The organism is Lewinella sp. LCG006 (genome assembly GCF_040784935.1).
Lineage (GTDB): Bacteria > Bacteroidota > Bacteroidia > Chitinophagales > Saprospiraceae > Lewinella.
In genome coordinates this window covers 4,224,066-4,242,953 of sequence record NZ_CP160680.1, presented here as the reverse complement: position 1 = coordinate 4,242,953, position 18,888 = coordinate 4,224,066, and the positions used below count along the sequence as shown (strand labels likewise).

The following is an 18,888-nucleotide window of genomic DNA, read 5'->3' as shown; positions in this document are numbered from 1 at the left end:
GTGCTGTGTCTCAAAAGGTGCGTAACTAATAGTGGAGCACGGCGCATCCCGATCTTCCAGCGTGAGCCCAGCTTGGGATGGTAGCCCATTGCTACGGGCGGACGACCCGACCCGGCGTAGTTCGAATAGCTGTAAAAAACAACCCTAGAAAACCAAAAGTATTACAAAAGTTCTTTATTTTACAAACGCTTGATCAGTTACAATTAACTGATGCATGTACAATCTCTCTAAAACAATATTAACATGTTAAAACAAAACGCTCTCCTCGCTCTCATCTTGATGACATTTGCGTACTTGCCCACCGTTCACGCTCAAACATTTGTAGACGCTGAGTATGTTCAGGCCGAAACAAAAAGAATGAAGCACCTAGCAGATTCACTCTGGAATGTAGGGAATAAGGAGCAATCTGATGCCATCCAATATGATTCACTCCCGAATTTTCTAATCGGACAATTCGTCAATGAAGTAAGCATTGACAAAGTATACAAAGGCAGGGAAGCTGATCAGCTTGATGGCAAAAATTATGTGATTCACTATACCAGCTATTATTGTTCCCCTTGTCATTGTAAAATAGCAGCGATAAATAGAATTGCGAAAGAGTATACTGATTCCATCTTTCAAATTGTAGCAAATGATGGCTACAAGTATGCTGATTTGATGTCAGAAAAATTTTCTACTGATAATTGTATGATTATCACTGAAGAAAACCCCTACTTTTCCAGTGATCAAGATGTTCGGTTAAGACAATTGCTCCCACTCCCCAGTAGCGTTTTCATAGACGCAAGTGGAAAAATCATTGACATCCACATTGGCGCTTTCTGTGACAAAAATGATCCTCAAAAACAAGAAGAAAGAAACTATACAAAAATAATAGCGTCTTTCTCTAAATTCAACTGACCCCATCCGGCGGTGGCTACACCTTCGTCGGAGCGCAAGCAAAAGTCTGTTTTGTGTTTATTCCTACGTTTTCAGCATCACAAAACTAGGATGATATCAACAAATCCACAGGGCAAATTCATGAATTTGCCCTGTAAATTTGTCCTATGAAAAAACCTCTTAAAATGCCCTTGTAATCCCTGATATGGTTTTTAAAAACCCTATAGGGTAAAAAAAACTTAAGTGCCCTTAGGTGCCTTATGTGGTTCAAAAAAACACACCCCATAAGTATCCTTGGTGTTTCAATAAAACTACTCCATCACCCAAGGTCCGCCAGCTGCCTGAATATCCTTACCCAGTTTACTCGCCGCTGCTTTCCACTGTGTGAGGGCAGCACCAATTTCCTTGATCTGCGCGTTGGCTGCCTCCAGACTCATACGGTGCATGGCCGTGGGGCCGTAGGTAGAACGCTCCACCCCGCGCATGACGGCAAAAATACGGTCGAACACCACGGGGTTGTTCTTCTCACCGACTTGTACCTTGTCAGGATCTCCTCCGATGGCCTTCTTCAGTTGGTGCATCTCTTGAGACAGCGTAGCCATCGTTTCCCGTAAGGTATTTGCAGCGGCAGGGGTGTTTTCCAGCCCCTTTGTTAAACGCTCGCCATAGCTGCCAGCATCTTCCAATTGGGCGGCTAAGGCCGTAAAATCAGCGAACGTTTTCTCAAAATCTTGCCAGAACGCTTCCACTTCGGCAAGTGTAGCACCAGGTAATGCGCCTTCTCTCAGTCGCTTGACGGTGAACGTCACGGGAGCCGACAGACTGCTCACTTTGCCATCTACCTGTTGGTACAATTCGGCAGTGTACTTCCCGGGCATGGCCAACCGACCAGGCATCCCAAAATCATTGCCCGTAATCGCCCCTGGTGAGGCATGGCGCAGATCCCAGGCCACCCTGTGAAAACCACCAGCCGTAGGGCCATCCACCTGACGAATCACTGCACCAGCAGCATTGCGTACCAATAGGAATACTTTTGGGGCAGCTTCCATTGCTTCCTTTTCTATGGCCTCCCAACCGGGAAAGGTCACCTTATCGGCCTCCTTCTCCGCTTTTTGGCGGGTTTCCTTGGCCGTCGTGTAACCTTCTTTCAGGTAATAGGTGAATACCGCTCCGAAGTCGGGGTTAGGTGCTACGAAATGACCGCCGCCCTGATCGCCCTTGGGCTCATCAAAGCCTAGGTGAGAGCGCGGAATATACCACCAGGCATCACGTGGTGTAAAGAGCGTAGCCGCTTGCGCCAGCTGGGTTTCGCTGACCGAACGCAGGGCCGTATAATCATCCAACACAAACAAGCCACGACCGAAGGAAGCCCCCACCAGATCATTCTCGCGTCGCTGGATGGCCAGATCACGGAAAGAAATGGTTGGCAAACCTCCTTTGAGCGCATGCCACTGCTGACCACCATTGACGGAAAAATACACGCCAAACTCGGTTCCTAAAAAGAGTAACTGTCCATTGACATGGTCCTGCACAATGCGCCACAGCAGCGTTCTTTCCGGTAGGTCAGTACCCAGTTTTGTCCAGGTACGGCCAGCATCGGTACTCTTGAGGAGGTAAGGATTGTAGTCGCCATACTTGTGGTTATCCAAAACGACGTAGACGGTTTTCGCGGCAAAAAGATCGGCCTTTACGTCGTTGACGAAAGCCGTAGCGGGTACGCCCTTCACGTTGGCCCATTCAATCTTCCGCCAGTTTTGGCCACCATCTTCGGTCACTTGCAGCATCCCGTCATCGGTCCCCGCGTAGAGCAAACCTTCCTGCACCGGCGACTCCGCCAGTGAGGTGATGGTATTGTAATTCGACATGGCGAGTACATCCCAGGAGTTGTCCCAACTTTGGGTACTGCCCATGATGGGCAGCTCAAACCGCTCCTGGTTGCGCGTGAGATCGTCAGAAATGGCCTCCCAATTGTCACCGCGATTATCCGACCGCCACACCCGCTGTGAAGCGAAATAAATGCGGGCTGGATCGTGCGGACTCACCAGTATCGGCGCATCCCAGTTGAAGCGTTCGTAGTTTTCGCCCGGCGCGGGCTGAGGCTGAATATCAATCACTTCGCCCGTCGTCATATCAATGCGCGACAAGGTGCCTTCCTGCCTTTCGGCGTAAACGATGTCCGGATTACCGGGTTCCGTGGCTGGTTGGTGACCGTCCCAGTTCAGGACGACACTCCAATCGGAGTTCTGGATGCCCTGCACTTTGTCGGTGCGCGAGGGGCCGCCCTGGGTGCTGTTGTCCTGCGTGCCGCCGTAGATATTGTAGAAAGGTTCGGTATCATCGACAGCAATTTTGTAAAACTGCGTCAACGGTAGATTGGCCATGAAGCGCCAGTTTTTCGCCAAATCAAAGCTTTCGTAAAGGCCACCGTCGGTACCCATCAACAGGTAGTCGGGATCATCAGCCCGGAAGGCCAGTGCGTGGTTGTCCGAGTGCTTGTGTTCTTCCTGCAACTGGCGAAAATTGCTGCCGCCATCGTCGGAGACCTGCACCCGTACATCCATCAGGTACAGGCGATCAAACTGATGCGGGCTCGCGTACAATTCCTGGTAGTAATGCGGGCCGGTAGCCCCGGAAACAGCTTCAGAACGTTTTTCCCAGCTGGCACCACGGTTGGTCGAGCGGTACACCGCCCCCGTACGCCGATTCAGTTCAATCGCCGCGTACAAAACATCTGGCTGCTGGGGCGAGATGGCAAGGCCAATTTTACCCATCGGCCCATCGGGCAGGCCATTGGTGAGTTCTTCCCAGGTCTCGCCGCCATCGGTAGAGCGATGGATACCCGAGTCGGGGCCACCGCCCATGTACGCCGCTACGGTACGATGCCGCTGCCAGGTAGCCGCATAAAGTACCTGGGGATTGCGCGGATCAATCAGCAGGTCGGTCGCGCCCGTCCATTCCTCATCGCCGAGCGTACGCTTCCAGGTCGTGCCGCCGTCGGTACTTTTGAAAATGCCGCGTTCACCGCCTTTGCTCCACAGTGGTCCTTGGGCTGCCACCCATAGTACGTTGGAATTATCGGGGTGTACGACTATTTTAGAAATGTGTTCCGAAGTCTTCAAACCTTTGTTTTCCCAGCTTTGGCCGCCATCAGTACTGAGGTAGATGCCGTCGCCGTAGCCCATGTGGCGTCCGCCCACATTCTCGCCCGTCCCTACCCATACGCGGTTGGGATCGCGTGCATCGATGGTTACACAACCTATGGAATAAGCGCCTTGTCCATCGAAGATAGAAGCCCAGGTCACCCCTGCATTCTCCGTTTTCCAGACGCCGCCGGACCCCACGGCTACATACCAGACGTTCTGGTCTTGCGGATGGATGGCAATATCCGCAATCCGCCCCGACATCAGCGCCGGGCCAATACTGCGCCATTCGAGGCCACTGAAATCGGGTTGGTCTTTGGTTGTCTCCTGAGCGAAAGATGATACGCTCCATAAGAAAAGCCCGCAGAGGGCCAGGAATTTAAACGTGGTAGGCATGTAGATTGGTTTTGAGCATGAAAATAGCAACCCAAGATAATCAAAACCCGAAAGAGTAAAAAGATAAGCTGCCAATGCCTAAAGGTTTGCATTAGATAGTCTAGTAAGATTCACATCCTATCCCGACAGCTATCGTCCCTTCAGGGCTCACCATTGGCGTTTACGAAGCAGCCCACTCCCAAAAAGCATCACCAAGCCCAAACAAGATCTTTCAGCAGTTAGCAGAACTGAGGTTAATTTCTTCTTTAGAGGCACTCAGGAGATTTCCTTGGTCGTTTACAATGCTTTCTGCGCTTTCTTTTATTCCAATTTGATTAGCGCTTTTTCCGCCCAATCCCAAGTATAGTATTTGGGAGTATCCATTGAACTGTGTCTGCGTCAAAAGTAGACACATTTAATTATGTCAAAGAAAACCAAAAAAGAAGAGACTCTGTCGGATTTCGATTTTGAGTCATATCGCCAGCAAGTTATTGCGGGCCTAATTCAAGGTAAGGGATTAACAGGAGAAGACGGTCTTCTCAAGCCTTTGATTGCTAACTTTTTGGAAGGAGCTTTAGCGGCAGAACTAGAAGACCACATCCAAGGGGAAAAAGCCCAAGGTTTAACCAATAAGCGCAATGGGCAGCTATCTAAGGAAGTTCGCTCCGAGGCTGGCCCTGTTGAGATTCACTACAGCCGTGATCGTAACGGTAGTTTCGAGCCCTTGACGGTCAAGAAGCGGCAATATGAACTAGGCTTAGGTTTTGACAACCAGATTCTGGAGCTGTACTCAATGAGTAACTCAATCAGTGACATTCGGTTGCACTTAGAGCGTATGTACGGGGCTCAGATGAGCGACAGTCGTATTTCGTCTGTAATCAACAGCACTTGGGAGCGAGTAGAAGCTTGGCGAAACAGTCCCTTACCTGCGCTGTTGGTAGTGATGTTCATTGATGCGATCTATTTGGATGTACGTCGTGATGGACAGGTCAGCCGTATTGCCCTTTATGTTGTATACGGGATTACGGTGGAAGGAAAACGCGAGATCATTGCTTTGATTCCTGGTCAAGGAGCCGAAAGTGCTACAGAGTGGGCACGTTGTTTACAGCAGCTTAAAAATCGCGGTCTAGAGGATGTCCTCTACATATGCAGCGATGGTTTGACAGGTTTACGTGAAGTGATCGCCGAGACTTTTCCTTTAGCTAATATCCAGCGTTGTGTGGTTCACAAAATTCGCAATACCTTTAAGTTACTGGACGAAAAGGATAGCCGTCAGGTTTTACGTCAGCTTAAGGAAGTTTACAACGCTGTCAACGAGGCCGAAGCCCGCAGGAAATTGGAAGATTTCCAGGTTTTCTGGCAAGGCAAATACGATCTGGTTGTAGACTTGTGGCTCAAAGATTGGGATGATTTAATGAGATGTATGCAATTGAGTCCGACGCTGAAAAAGTTGATTTACACGACCAATGCCATCGAAAACCTCAACCGGGAAATTCGCCGGGTGACTAAGGCCAAAGGCGCATGGGTCAGCGAACGAGCTTTGCTTATTCAGTTGTTCTTAGCACTGGAACGTAAAAAAAACAGCTGGAATAAATCAGTAAGAACATGGAGTGCTATTCGACGTGAATTAACGCTAGCACATGGGGATCGATTTACCAAACATATTTCCTAAAGTTGCAGACACAGTTCAATGGACACTCCCGTATTTGGGAATGCAGTAACCACAAAAGGGCAACCATTCCTTCTCTTTGTTTTCAAACAGTCCATAATCCACAATCAACAATCTGCTATTGGGTTTTGAATTGAAGCCCCATGCGGTAACAATTCCTTTATAAATTTCTCCCGTTGCTGAGTTTAGAATAACACCACTTTGGCAGTTTGTTCCACATCCCCAATTGATGAAATTTAATTTCCCCGCAAAATTTGGTCGCCTTTTACTTTCTTCTGTTATTCTTGTGACAAACCGTTTCGCGTCCTTGTTTGTACTGAAATCAGGGCTAGATAATTCTCCTTCATAAACATCAATTGGAAAATCTTCGAATTTATATCTGGGATGGTATCTGATAAAAATTTCAGGTTCATTATCTAAATCGCCCAAGAAGGAAACATATCCGTCAGAAAACAAGGTATCTCCTTTACTTTTGAGTTCTTTTTGTTCACCTTTTCTGATGACATCAACTTTCACATCTTTATTAGCAATAAATAAAAATTCCTCGTCTTGGTAAATCGTATCCTTCTTTTTCTCATTTTCACTTTCTTCTTCTTGGAACTCTCTGAATCCCTTATTCCAGGCCTTCACTCTAACCCTATTTCTATAATCCTCACTCAAATACCTTAAAGCTATTTCGCCAAATTTGATTACAAAAATGGATAACCCAATGAGCAATAATATTTTGATTGCTTTCATCAACTTCATTTTTCCTTGCTATCAATCTCCCCGTTCGGCGTTGGCTTCGCCTGCGCCAGGGTGTACGCACAAATGCTGTTTTGCGGTAGCTCCCCACAAACAAACCATCCAACCATCAACCAACTAACCCCCATTCCGCGCCAGCCGAAAACCAACATGCAAAGCAGGACTCATCGGTCCCCAGGAGTTGCGACTAGCTGCCAGGCAGAGCCGCGGATTGCCGTTCCAGCTGCCGCCACGAACCACACGGTCATCACCCGAAGCTGGCCCAAGCGGGTCTTTTGGTGGTGATTCTTTGTAATAGTTCCTACTGTAAAAATCCCAGCACCATTCCAGCACGTTGCCACTCATATCGTGCAAGCCCAGCGCATTAGGACTGTTCAGGCTGCCTGTAGGCACCGTTTGGTCGCGGTATTGCCCCAGCACAGAGTAGTCGGTCTTAAAGTCTTCCGTCCCATCAAAATTAATTTCGGCGGGGTCGGCGATATCCTTTCCATTGCCAAAGCGTACGTTTTTACCGCCTTCCCGGGCGGCATACTCCCACTCCGCCTCAGTCGGCAGGCGATAACCATTGGCGTCCCAGTTGGCGGCTACCTCCTCGCCGTTGATGGTGTATACTGGCGTATAGCCCTCCTGTTCGCTGCGCCAGTTGCAATAAGCCAGCGCATCGTACCAACCTACGTTGATGACCGGCCGCTGGCCACGGCCCCAACCTTCATCAATGGGCTTCTCGCGGTTCGTTGCTTCGCAGAAAGCATCGTATTCCCCAAAGGTCAGCTCGGTGCGCCCCAGGTAGAAATCACTCACTTCTACCATGTGGGGCGTTTCGTCATACTGTGCACCACTGCCCATTTCGAAGGTGCCGCCAGAGATGAAGAACAAGGTACTTTCAGTAGCCCCCGTAGACTCGGCGTTCTTGCGCTGAATGCTCATACATCCCGAACAGAGGAGCACGAGGAGGAAGAGGGTATTGGTTTTCATTTTGGTGTAGGTTTTTGTTTTTTGTGGTAACTTGCTCACATACATTGTTGGAATCAGGATTCTCAGAATTTTAGAATGAACGGAATTTTAAAATTCTAATAATTCATTAATTCTGTAAATCCTGATTCAAACGCTTTTTATTCATTCTGGTGCATCCTTATTGTATTTCGGATTAAACAGCAGTTTGTATTCTAAACTTTTGCCACCAAAATTAATAAGCACCCCCAACGGAAAATCATAAGCGACTGTATAATTCTTCGCTTGTGCCAAATGAACATCTTGCAAAGCTACCACAGCTTTGATTTCCAGCACCACTTCATTTTCTATCACAAAATCTGCTCGGCGAGTACCTACATGGGTGCCCTCATAGAAAATCTCATGTTCTTGCTCTCTGGCAAACGACAAATCGGCTTTCAAAAACTCTATTTTCAGACATCGTTGATAAATCACCTCTTGGAAACCGGGACCCAATGTGTTGTGCACTTTCATAGCACAGCCGATAATCTTATAGGTAAGGTCGTTTTTATACATACTTGTTACTTTCTTAATGTCTGAAGCAGACCCCGAAGGAGCAGCGTAGTTAGTTTACAGAATTGCAAAATAAACAGAATTACAAAATTCTAAAAATTCCCTAATTCTGAAAATCCTGCTTCAAACCCTCCTTGCTCCATTCCATCCCCGCACTCAAAAACACCACCCAAGAAAATCCAAAAAAATCGGGGGCTTACGCCCCAAAACACCGCCCTAACTTAGCTTCGTGCCACTCCTCCATTCCGCCGTCGGATGCTCGTCCCTCGCTCCTCCTTGCTCCATTCCGTAGCAGCACTTCGCACTTGCTCAACCACCAGGCCAGGAGTGGCAAACTTCCTAACTGCGGGCCAGGCGGAAGCCGACAGTGTCGTAACGATTAGTCGGCGTATTCCCGTTCCGATTAGCGGAGCGGCAAAACTCCGGAGCGTCGTACCAGCTACCGCCGCGATCCACACGGTACGAGCCCTCCTCCGGCCCACGCGGATTTTGCTGCGGCGAATTTTCGTAATAATCCTCCCCGTATCTATCGCTGCACCATTCGTATACATTCCCACTCATATCATACAGCCCCAGTTCGTTCGGCTTTTTACCGCCTACGGGGCGGGTCGTTTTTTCTGCGCCATGCGTATTGCCCTGCTCATGATTTTCATAATACCAGGCCACCTCTCCTATCGTATTGCTGCCACTGTACAGGTAGCCCTGGCTTTTAGTGCCGCCGCGCGCAGCATACTCCCATTCCGCTTCCGTAGGCAGGCGGTAGTTCTGGCCCGTTTGCGCATTCAGTTTTTGTAGAAATTCCTGAGTATCGTTCCAGCTTACGCCCTCTACCGGGCATTGGTCGCAGCCTTTGTTGTAAAGCGCAGGTGGGTCGCTACCCATTACCGCCCGCCACTGCGCTTGGGTCACTTCGTATTTGCTGATGGAGAAAGAAGAGAGCGTCACTTCGTGCGGCGGTTTTTCGTCGTCGAAACAGTCCGTATCGCGGCCTTCCTGGCAGCCCATGGTGAAGGTATCGCCCGCTACGCGTACCATGTTGGCGGCGATATCAGCGAGGGTGGCGGCCGACGCAGTTCCCTCTACTATTTTTTTCGGGCAACCTTTCAACTCCTTTATCCCCTTGGTTGCGAGGCACTCATCACAGGCATCTCCGATGCCATCGCGGTCGGTATCTGCCTGGTTGGTATTGGGCGTTTCCGGGCAGTTGTCCTTATCGTCGCAGATAGTGTCTTTGTCGGCATCGGGGCAGGGTGGCTGTTGCCCCTGGGTAGCGGGTGTTGCGGTCGTCTGCTCCGTGGCTGGCGCTACTGTTGGAGTGCTTGCGGGAGTAGTTTCCTGCACGGCTTCTTGCGGCGCGGTACTTTGTGGGTCCGTATTCGTGTTTACCACCGCAGCGGAGTTAGTGACTTTCGGCAGTACCACATTTTCGCTCCGCGCCAGCAGTGTTTGCTTGGCGAGGGCATCCTCGGCGGGCAATTCAGCGGCGTAGGCCTGTAGGCGATTTTGCCAGTTCACCTTGGCAGTATCCACGGGAATACCCGGTGGCAAGGTAGCTGGCTGTTGCCAGACGGTGCTGTCAGTTAATTTTAGTAAAGCCTCCTGGCGGTGCTCCCCACTCGGATACAAACGCAGGTAGCGATCGAGTTGGATAACGCTGCTCTGCATTTGCACGCTTTCCCACAAACGCGGTTCCAGCTTAGCGACCGCTGCTTTGGCGGCGCTGTCCTTGGGCAGTTCTCCCTTCAGCTCCAGGTACTGTTGGTAGTAGTCGGGTTCCTGGCTCAATTGTCCCATGGTCCAGTAGGCTTCGTCGAGGTATTTGCCCGTTCCGCCAAAGGATTCCAAATAAACAGCCATTGCATCCAGGGCTTTTTCCGGCTGCGAGGGCAGGTCGCGCTCAATGGCTTTGGCCTTTCTGAACACGGCTGTTTCTACGTGTTTGCTTTTTTTATGTTCCTTCAGAAAATTCACATAGCCTTCTTCGGAATCCTTGATGTAGCGGGTTATTGGCCAATCGATTTTTTCCTGAAATGATTTAGGGCCGTAAGCATAGGCAGAGGTAACGCCCATCAGCAGCGCCATACTCAGGGCCATCCAACGCAGCGCACCCGAAAGTAAACCCTTTTTGCTTTTGATGCCTTCATTCGTTGGCGTAAAAAGCTCCAAATCACCAGGAACGTTTAAATCGCCAACGGCGGTTTTAAAAGGGGCTTCTTCTGCTACATCAGGGGCTTCCGTGACAATCACGACACTCTCTTCGAGGGTTTTCTCCCGCACCACGTCTTTGCCATCGATATGGAAAACAATCTGCACTTTCAGTTCCAGAAAATGCTCACCGCTCACCAGGGGCATCACGAAAAATCGCCATTCGGTCGCCTCGTCCGTGTCAATGATTTGCTCGCTTTGGCTGGTGGTACGGATCTCGAATACGGGCTCCCGCTGCGGGTCGATGAGGCTGACCTGCATCCGGTCGGAGATGCGCACTTCGGAACGGATTTCCACATCATCATCCAGTTCAAGACCACTTAAAACCATTTCTTTGGTAAAAGCAATGCGCACCAGGCAGCGATACTCTTTCTTCACCTGCATCTTGTTTGGGATGCGGTACAGCACGTGCCCTTTTTTGACCTTTTGCTCTTTGGCAATGCGTGTATGGCGCGTCTCAGGATCAAAATCAGCGGCACTGAGGAGGTTGAGCAATTCGATCAGGCGTTTTTCGATCTGTGCCTTTCGAGTGCGCAGATTTTCGTCCGAAATCGTCCCTTCCAACATCAGTTCACGCAGGTCATTGTATTCGGATTCAATCCGCAGGAGAAGATCGTAACGAGGATTCCCTTTGGGCAGTTTTTCCTTCAAGGCCCTGATCACCTTGATGATCCCCACCTTGGTCAAACGATCTTTCAAATCTTGTACAAACGCGACTGGATGTGCCATACTGTTTTAATTAACTGCGTTGCGTGGACCTAGTCCAATTTTGCTTTAAGTACACTTAACTCCGCTTCCTTCTCTGCTAACTGTTCCTCGTAGCGAATCTGGCGAATGGGATCATCCTCCAAGGCCAACTTTTTCCTCAGGGCATTGATGACTTTTGTGTGTAATTCAATCGCTTTTTCAATTCCGCTTCGTTCTGCATCCGATAGCTGCACGATTAGCGATGGGGCCGTTTGGTCAGGCTCTTCTTCTATAAAAACATCCTCCCGCAAGTCTTCTGCTTCGATGTTGTTTGCCAGGCTTTTGATGGCCGCATTAATTCGGTTACCGTCCGTTTCTGCGTTATCCTTGTTGATGGTGCCCTCGTCTATTCCCCGTTGTAATCGATTCACCCGAGCCAGCTGCAGGATAATAGTATCTTGCTCAGAGGCGTCCTCCCGCAAGCTGGCGGCCATGAATTTCAGTGCTGCCCTGGCATTATCCTCGGCCAGGTAGTTTTTCACCTTTCTCGTAAAATCGGCAAGTGTCATAGGTATGGTTGTTTTAGTAGTAGGAGAACCTTTAGTAGGTCCCCTCTCCGGTTCTTTCTCCCCTGGTGAGACGGAAGGTTCAGTAGATATTGGTGGTGGTGCTACCACCCCATCCCGCCAAAGCACCAATTGCCCCCGTTTATCCCCGGTATTGTAAACCGGCCCGTAATCAGAAAGCTGATCTTTATAGTATTGCTTGCTTTGTAGCTGAACTTTCTGAGCCAAAGCAGCGGCATTCAAACCGGGGTTTTGATTATAGGTCAACTCGTCAATGATGGCCTGGGCAAAGGGGCTGTGTCCGCCCAGTGGGCCATCAGCAACGGCTTCGTCGTGGCGGCCCGAGCACATCACCCAGCGGCTGGGGCGAGCGGCTAGTTCGGTCAGCACCATCTCCTCCGCTGCGCTGCGGCGCTCCTGCAAGAGGCTGCCGGAAAAACAGGCATCGGAGATAAAAAACACGTGTTGGGCTTTAGCTACCTGGAAGAAATCTCGCAGGGTAGAATTGGGGATATAGAGGTCTGTATCTTCGTTTTCGCTGTCGGTGGGCACCCAGGCACCCAATTGGGTGTCCTTATCAATGTGCCCGTGTCCGGCGTAGTAGATAATGATGCTATCTGGGGCCTTTACTTCTTTCATCAAAGCCTTCAGGTCTCGGAGGATCTGCTTGCGGGTGGCTTCTTCGTTGCGCAGTAATTTCCACAGCGTTACGCCGTAATTTTGTTGAAGAATATTCGCGATCGCTTCTACATCCCGCACCGCGTTATTCAAGTTGCCCCAATGCTCGTAAGTGTTGATCCCGATACCCAGCAGATAGGTCATGCCCGCGGAAGCAGCTGTATTTTGTGCTTTGTTATCAGAAGGTTGACGACCTGCGCGATGATCCATAAAGGGAGAAGAATAGGGTTGTTGGATGTATTCTAGTGAACCAAATTTAAAAATAATTCTATTAGGGATGGGATTTCGTCCAAAATAATAAATACCCCTCCGTCCTGCGGACACCTCCCCGCAGGGCAGGGCAGGAATATTGCTCTGGCTGGTGTTCCTGTTTTCGAGATGGCTTGCGGCGAGAGTAGTCCTACATGCTGGTCAGGGGATCAGCGGGATATAACAAGCAGGAAAGTGCATACTAGTAGCTTTCGGGCCTCGGCCCGTCGATGTCCTCCGCTTGGGCGGAGGTGTCCGAAGGACGGAGCCTGCCTACCCAGCGGCAAGGTAGCCAGGGTGGGACAGTACTAGCTACCAGGGTTGCCCACGCACGTTTTTGTATCGGTCCCCGGCGGGATACACTTTGTTGTCGCCTCAGGTCAGAAAGACCAGCAGGATATTATACCCGGCACTAAGTGGTTTAGCTACGCTGATCGTCGCAAGCTCCTCTGAGTTGGGAATATTATCGCAACGTCATTTTTTGCTCTGCCAAGGCGAAACCTCGAAGAAGCCGCGAAGCGAAACGTAGGCGAAGCCTAAGCTTCGGCGTCCCGAAGCCTCGGGATTAACGCAGTCAGAGCAAAAAAGGACAAGTGAGAATGTCCCAGACCACTTAGTAACGGGTATAAATATCTTCCCACACCCTAATCCGCCGTTTCCTTGCCTGCCCATACCAGCCGGAAACCTATATTACTACCCTTGATCTCTGGCCCAAGAACGCTGCGATTAGCACAACGCAACTCGGCCGGTTCGTTGTACCATGAGCCTCCACGCTTAACCCGAAAAGAACCGGATTCGGGTCCGCGTGGATTTTCTTCTGCTAAATTGAGGTATTTGCTGTACCAATCAGCGCACCATTCTTCCACATTACCACTCATATCATAGATGCCTAGTTCATTTCCTTTTTTGAGGCCGACGGGATGGGTCGTAGAATCAAGACCTGGGGTACTCCCTCGCTCTCTGTTTTTTCTGCACCAACCCACCTCTAAAACATCGTGACTTCCGCTGTAGCAATAACCTTGGCTTTGGTTGCCGCCGCGGGCCGCAAATTCCCACTCCGCATCCGTAGGCAGACGGTAGTGCTCCCCCGTCTGGGTGTTTAGTTTTTGCAGGAATTCTTGAATATCATCCCAGCTTACGCTCTCTACGGGGCATTGGTCGCAGCCCGTATGGTAGAGTTTAGGCGGATCGCTTCCCATCACTTGCCGCCACTGGGCCTGTGTCACCTCGTACTTCCCTATATAAAAGTCCGAAAGGGTCACTTCATGGGCTACTTCATTATCATCACAATCTCTATCACGCCCCGCCTTGCAGCCCATCGTAAAAGTGCCTCCCTCTACGAGAACAAAGTCTTCAGGGCCTATCGCAACTGCATCCTGACCTGCTTCGGCAGCCTGTATTTTCGCCAAATTGCCACCTATCCCTAGCCAGCAAATACAGCTTATCAATAATATACTATGATTCATTCATCGCTATTGTAAAATCTACGGCTAAGATAGTTTAGTGCCTAAGAAGTTCAAATAATTCAGGTAAAATCCTCCAAATGACAACAACTAGCTAATCTTTTTCAAAGTAGGACGTAAGCTGGTGTAAAGGTATAAGCGTTAGGTCACCATCAACAATCAACCAACAACTTTCAACCTTACTGATACCCCAAAGCCTGTAACCTAAACAACTCCGCATACTTGCCATCCTGTGCGATCAGCTCCTCGTGGGTGCCGATTTCGAGGAGGGTGCCGTGCTCGAGGAAGAGGATGCGGTCGGCCATGCGGACGGTGGAGAAGCGGTGCGAGATGAGTACGGCCGAGCGGTCTTTGATCAGCTCGCTGAAGCGGAGGAAGACCTCATGCTCGGCGCGGGCATCGAGGGCTGAGGTGGGTTCGTCCAGGATCAGGAGCTGGGCGTCGCGCATGTAAGCACGGGCCAGAGCGATCTTTTGCCATTGGCCGCCGGAGAGTTCTACACCGTCTTTGAAGCGTTTGCCCAGCATTTGTTCGTAACCACCGGCAAGGTCTTTGATAACGGTATCGGCGAGGCTCTTTTCGGCGGCGTCTTCGATGATCTCGATCTCTTCTTCCTGACTGATGCGGCCGACGGCGATGTTCTCGCGGACTTTGAGCTGGTAGCGAAAAAAGTCCTGAAAGATGACGCCCACATTGGCCCGCAGGCTGGTCAAATCGTAATCACGCAAATCGACGCCATCGAGGAGGATGCGGCCTTCGGTGGGTTCGTAGAGACGCGCCAGGAGTTTCACCAATGTCGTTTTTCCCGCGCCATTTTCGCCTACCAGTGCCAGCTTCTCCCCTGCGCGCAGGTGAAAAGAGAGGTTGCGGATAGCATACTGCTCCACACCGGGATACTGAAAACTGACGTTTTCGAAACGAAAACCATCTTGCACCTTTTCGGGAAAAGGCAGTGACTGTTCTTTGTTGCGAATTAAAGGACGAATGGCCAAAAAGTCAAAGAGATCCTGTAGGTAAAGTGCCTGTCCAGCGATGTTGGAAAAGCGGCTCATCATGCCCTGCAGCTGGCTCTGCATCCGGTTGAAGGCACCCGACAAGAAGGTCAGCGTACCTACGGTGATGAGGCCACCCACCGTTTGGAGAAGGATGAAGACGTAGGCACCGTAGTAGGCCAGTGTTCCTAAGGCAGCCAGTAAAAAGCCCCAGCTGGCTCGATTGATGCTGAGCTTACGGTTGGCGCGGTAGTAATTCCAGGAAAGGTCTTCAAAACGCTTCGCCAGGAAGTCGGACAGCCCAAAGATTTTGATCTCCTTGGCGGTGGTGTCACTGGCCCCGATGTAGCGTAGGTAGTCCAGTTCCCGACGCTCGGGTGTCCAGCTGCGGGTGAGAGAATAGCTGCGTTGGTTGAAATAATTTTCGCCTACAAAGGCAGGAATAACCGCAAGAATAAGCAGGAGGATCAACCAAGGGTTGAAGGCCACCAAGCCCGCTCCCAGCGAGATGATGGTGATCAAATCCTGGGCTTGTGATAACACTTGCGACATCAATATGGTACGCCCAGTGGTTTGCCGACGCGCTCTTTCCAGTTTATCGTAAAAATCGGGGTCTTCAAATTGGTACAAATCCAGCTCCGCCGCATGGCGAATCAATTGAACACTGGTGGAATTGGCAAACAAATCGCCCAGCAAACCATCCAGCAAGCTGATGCCTCGGGAGAGAAGATCAGACAAAATGGCCAGCACCAACTCCGCTGCGACCAGTGTCCAGAGGTATTGTTGGGAAGCGGCCTGGGCATCCATCAAAAAGATTACCTCATCAACGATCTCCTTACCGATATACAACATCGCCAGCGGCAAGACCGACTTGAGCAGGCGTAAAACGGCATTCCCGATAGCGAGGGAAGGACTCGTCTGCCAGATCATCTTGAAAAAGGGGGGGAGGTGGCGTAAAGCCCCTAGCTGCTCGCGCCACGACTGGGGCTGATCTTTAGGGCTTTCGGTTTTTTTCTTTGACTGCGACATTTGCCTGGATAATTAACTGCTTAGGTCAACACCACAATTTACCCGATAGTTGCGTTTTTAGTAACAACTACGCAAAAGTTACCAACAGCTACGCAGTGGGCCATAGCAGATCTTACAGAATCTCGTATCTTGCGGACCTATTGCCTTAAATACATCACTATTCTATGCGCAAACTGATTGATCAATGGTTGAATGACCATGATAATCCTCGCCACAAAACCATGGTGACTTGGATGTGGCGGCTATTGTTCGGGGGATTGGCTGCCTTCGCACTGCTATTTATCGGACTGTCCTTCAGCAACTTACCCTCCGTAGCTGAATTAGAAAACCCTAAAACCAACCTGGCTTCGCAAGTTTTTGCTGAAAACGGTGAAATTTTAGGTAAGTACTACACCGAGAACCGGGTGCCAGTGGAATACGAAGAACTGCCTGAACACTTGGTGCAGGCTTTAATTGCGACCGAAGATATTCGCTATTATGAACATTCTGGTATTGACTTTTACGGATTGGCTCGGGCGATTGCCTTTATGGGTAGCAGAGGGGGCGCCAGTACCATTACCCAACAGTTGGCAAAGTTGCTGTTCACTGGGGTGGCAGCTCGCAGTTTGTCGGAACGCCTTTTGCAAAAGCTCAAGGAATGGATCATTGCGGTGCGCCTGGAACGCAAGTATACCAAGGAGGAAATCATTGCCCTCTACCTCAACCGATACGATTTTATCAACAACGCCAAGGGAATTCGCGCAGCAGCGGAGATTTATTTCAGTAAATCCCCCGATAAGCTCTCCATTCCGGAAAGTGCGATGCTGGTAGGGATGCTCAAAAATGCGTCCTTGTTCAACCCTCGTCGTTTTGAGGAACGCACCAGACAACGGCGCGAGGTCGTTTTGAGCCAAATGGAAAAAGCAGGCTTCCTTAGTCGTGAAAAATACGAAGAGTATCGCCAGCTTCCTCTTGGTCTAAAAGCTTCCAGCCAGACCCACATTGACGGTCTTGCCCCCTACTTCCGGATGGTGTTGGCAGAAAACATCAAGGAAATTCTCAGCCGTCCGGAATACCTCAAATCCGACGGTACTGCTTACGATATTTACCGCGATGGCTTGAACATCTACACTACGATCAATCCTACGGTACAACGCCTGGCGGAAGAAGCCATGGAAAAGCACATGGCCAAGTTGCAAGGCACCTTCTTCAAGCACTGGAGCAACAAAGACCCCTGGGATTACAAATATGGTACAGAAACCGAAGTACCTATTGAACGCCGCCAGGCCAACCTGACCAAAGACCTCCGTGCTTCTGATCGCTACCAAAATTTACGCAAAATCTACCTCGATGAGATCACCAGATTGCTGTCAGATGAGACCGACCTTAGCTTCAGCAGTGACGACCGGGAGGTAGAACGCATTATAGAAGAAAGCAAGAACCCTGGTGTGATCAAGGATTTGGTCAGTAATGACATGATCAGCTCCAGCCTCGCCAATAAATACCGCCGGGTAATGCGCAGCAAAAAGTTTGACCAACTGAAAGCACAGTGGGCCAAACTGCAAGCCGCCGTAGACAAGGAATTCAATACGCCTACAGAAATGCGCGTCTTTGCCTACTACAATGACGAAATGTCCACCGATACGACCATGACGCCACTGGATTCGGTTAAGTACCACAAGATGATCCTCCAAACAGGGATGATGTCCGTGGAACCGCAAACAGGTTACGTTCGTTCGTGGATTGGTGGGGTAAATTTCCAGTGGTTCCAGTACGATCATGCCAACAAGCATACTCGTCGCCAGGTAGGATCGACGTTCAAGCCCTTTGTTTACGCTACCGCGATCGATCTGCAAGGTATCTCGCCCTGTCAGCAATACATGGATGTACCGGTGACCATCAAACCTGGCGACGGACGTTTTTACCTCCAAAAGCCCTGGACGCCCAAGAATTCTGATGGAAAATATACCAATGAACTATTGACCCTGAAGGATGGTTTACGGCTATCGAAAAACACCATCTCCGTCACGCTGATGAGGGAACTGGGCAGCCCTGAACCCGTACGCGACAAAGCTGCGCTGATGGGAGTCCCTAAAGAGATCATCCCACAGACCCCCTCCATTTGTCTGGGTGCAGTAGATTTATCGGTACAGGAAATGGTGGGTGCATATACCACTTTTGCGAACAACGGCATCTACAACGAGCCCACCTATTTGCTAAGAATTGAAGACCGCTTTGGCCGTCTGATTTACCAGGGAGCACCCACGGAAAAGCAAGCCATTCGCCCCGAAGCCAACTTCGCGATGTTAGAAATGCTGCAGTATGCATCTGGCTTCCGCGGTAAAATCAAAGGGCAATTTGGAGGTAAAACAGGAACGACCAACGAACACGCTGATGGCTGGTTTATGGGAGTGACTCCCAACTTGGTCGTAGGCTGCTGGGTAGGTGGAGACGACCGCTGGATCAGCTTTAGAAACCTGGCCCTGGGACAGGGTGCCTACATGGCCAAACCCATGGTGATTAGTTTTATTGAATCCCTACAACAGGAAGAAAGCCTCCGTTGGGATCTTAACAAAACGTTCTACCGTCCTCCGGGTAACCTGGGCATCGAACTGAACTGCGATACCTATTTGAACCCCAATACGCCCCTTGAGGACAGTGAATTTGATGAAGGAGGCGGTTTTGATATTAATAATGAACCGGATTTTGGTGATGAATAACACTCAGCAAGCA

11 protein-coding genes are annotated in these 18,888 nt (G+C 50.1%); 3 read left to right on the top strand and 8 right to left on the bottom strand.

Annotation, left to right across the window (positions count from 1 at the left end; translation table 11 throughout):
- Positions 1 to 243: 243 nt before the first annotated feature.
- Positions 244 to 897, top strand: coding sequence for a hypothetical protein (locus AB0L18_RS15320; RefSeq protein WP_367388177.1), 654 nt, complete (start codon positions 244 to 246; stop codon positions 895 to 897).
- Positions 898 to 1,187: 290 nt separating this feature from the next.
- Here AB0L18_RS15320 and AB0L18_RS15315 read toward each other — a convergent pair whose 3' ends face one another.
- On the bottom strand, positions 1,188 to 4,412 hold the full coding sequence (locus AB0L18_RS15315; protein ID WP_367388176.1) for a glycosyl hydrolase: 3,225 nt from the start codon (positions 4,410 to 4,412) through the stop codon (positions 1,188 to 1,190).
- A gap of 400 nt (positions 4,413 to 4,812) precedes the next feature.
- Here AB0L18_RS15315 and AB0L18_RS15310 point away from each other — a divergent pair, with 400 nt between their 5' ends.
- A complete protein-coding gene (locus AB0L18_RS15310) occupies positions 4,813 to 6,063 on the top strand; it encodes an IS256 family transposase (protein ID WP_367388148.1) in 1,251 nt (416 codons plus the stop codon).
- Positions 6,064 to 6,078: 15 nt separating this feature from the next.
- Here AB0L18_RS15310 and AB0L18_RS15305 read toward each other — a convergent pair whose 3' ends face one another.
- From AB0L18_RS15305 to AB0L18_RS15275, 7 genes are all read right to left on the bottom strand, one after another.
- The gene (locus AB0L18_RS15305) at positions 6,079 to 6,798 is read right to left on the bottom strand and encodes a hypothetical protein (protein WP_367388175.1); all 720 of its coding nucleotides are present in this window, start codon (positions 6,796 to 6,798) and stop codon (positions 6,079 to 6,081) included.
- Between the two features lie 123 nt (positions 6,799 to 6,921).
- Complete coding sequence (locus AB0L18_RS15300; protein ID WP_367388174.1) at positions 6,922 to 7,779, bottom strand: formylglycine-generating enzyme family protein; 858 nt, start codon at positions 7,777 to 7,779, stop codon at positions 6,922 to 6,924.
- A 141-nt stretch (positions 7,780 to 7,920) separates the two neighbouring features.
- On the bottom strand, positions 7,921 to 8,310 hold the full coding sequence (locus tag AB0L18_RS15295; protein ID WP_367388173.1) for a GxxExxY protein: 390 nt from the start codon (positions 8,308 to 8,310) through the stop codon (positions 7,921 to 7,923).
- A 336-nt stretch (positions 8,311 to 8,646) separates the two neighbouring features.
- Entirely contained in the window at positions 8,647 to 11,241 is a 2,595-nt protein-coding gene (locus AB0L18_RS15290; protein WP_367388172.1) for an SUMF1/EgtB/PvdO family nonheme iron enzyme, read from the bottom strand.
- Positions 11,242 to 11,270: 29 nt separating this feature from the next.
- Positions 11,271 to 12,653, bottom strand: a complete 1,383-nt coding sequence (locus AB0L18_RS15285) for a caspase family protein (RefSeq protein WP_367388171.1) — start codon at positions 12,651 to 12,653, stop codon at positions 11,271 to 11,273.
- 683 nt (positions 12,654 to 13,336) lie between these two features.
- Complete coding sequence (locus AB0L18_RS15280; protein WP_367388170.1) at positions 13,337 to 14,158, bottom strand: formylglycine-generating enzyme family protein; 822 nt, start codon at positions 14,156 to 14,158, stop codon at positions 13,337 to 13,339.
- A 176-nt stretch (positions 14,159 to 14,334) separates the two neighbouring features.
- Positions 14,335 to 16,176 carry an ABC transporter ATP-binding protein gene (locus AB0L18_RS15275; protein WP_367388169.1) on the bottom strand — a complete coding sequence of 614 codons (1,842 nt, stop codon included), beginning with the start codon at positions 16,174 to 16,176 and terminating at the stop codon, positions 14,335 to 14,337.
- 164 nt (positions 16,177 to 16,340) lie between these two features.
- Here AB0L18_RS15275 and AB0L18_RS15270 point away from each other — a divergent pair, with 164 nt between their 5' ends.
- Positions 16,341 to 18,875 (top strand): transglycosylase domain-containing protein, encoded by a 2,535-nt coding sequence (locus AB0L18_RS15270; RefSeq protein WP_367388168.1) that lies wholly within the window; start codon positions 16,341 to 16,343, stop codon positions 18,873 to 18,875.
- Positions 18,876 to 18,888 lie beyond the last annotated feature (13 nt).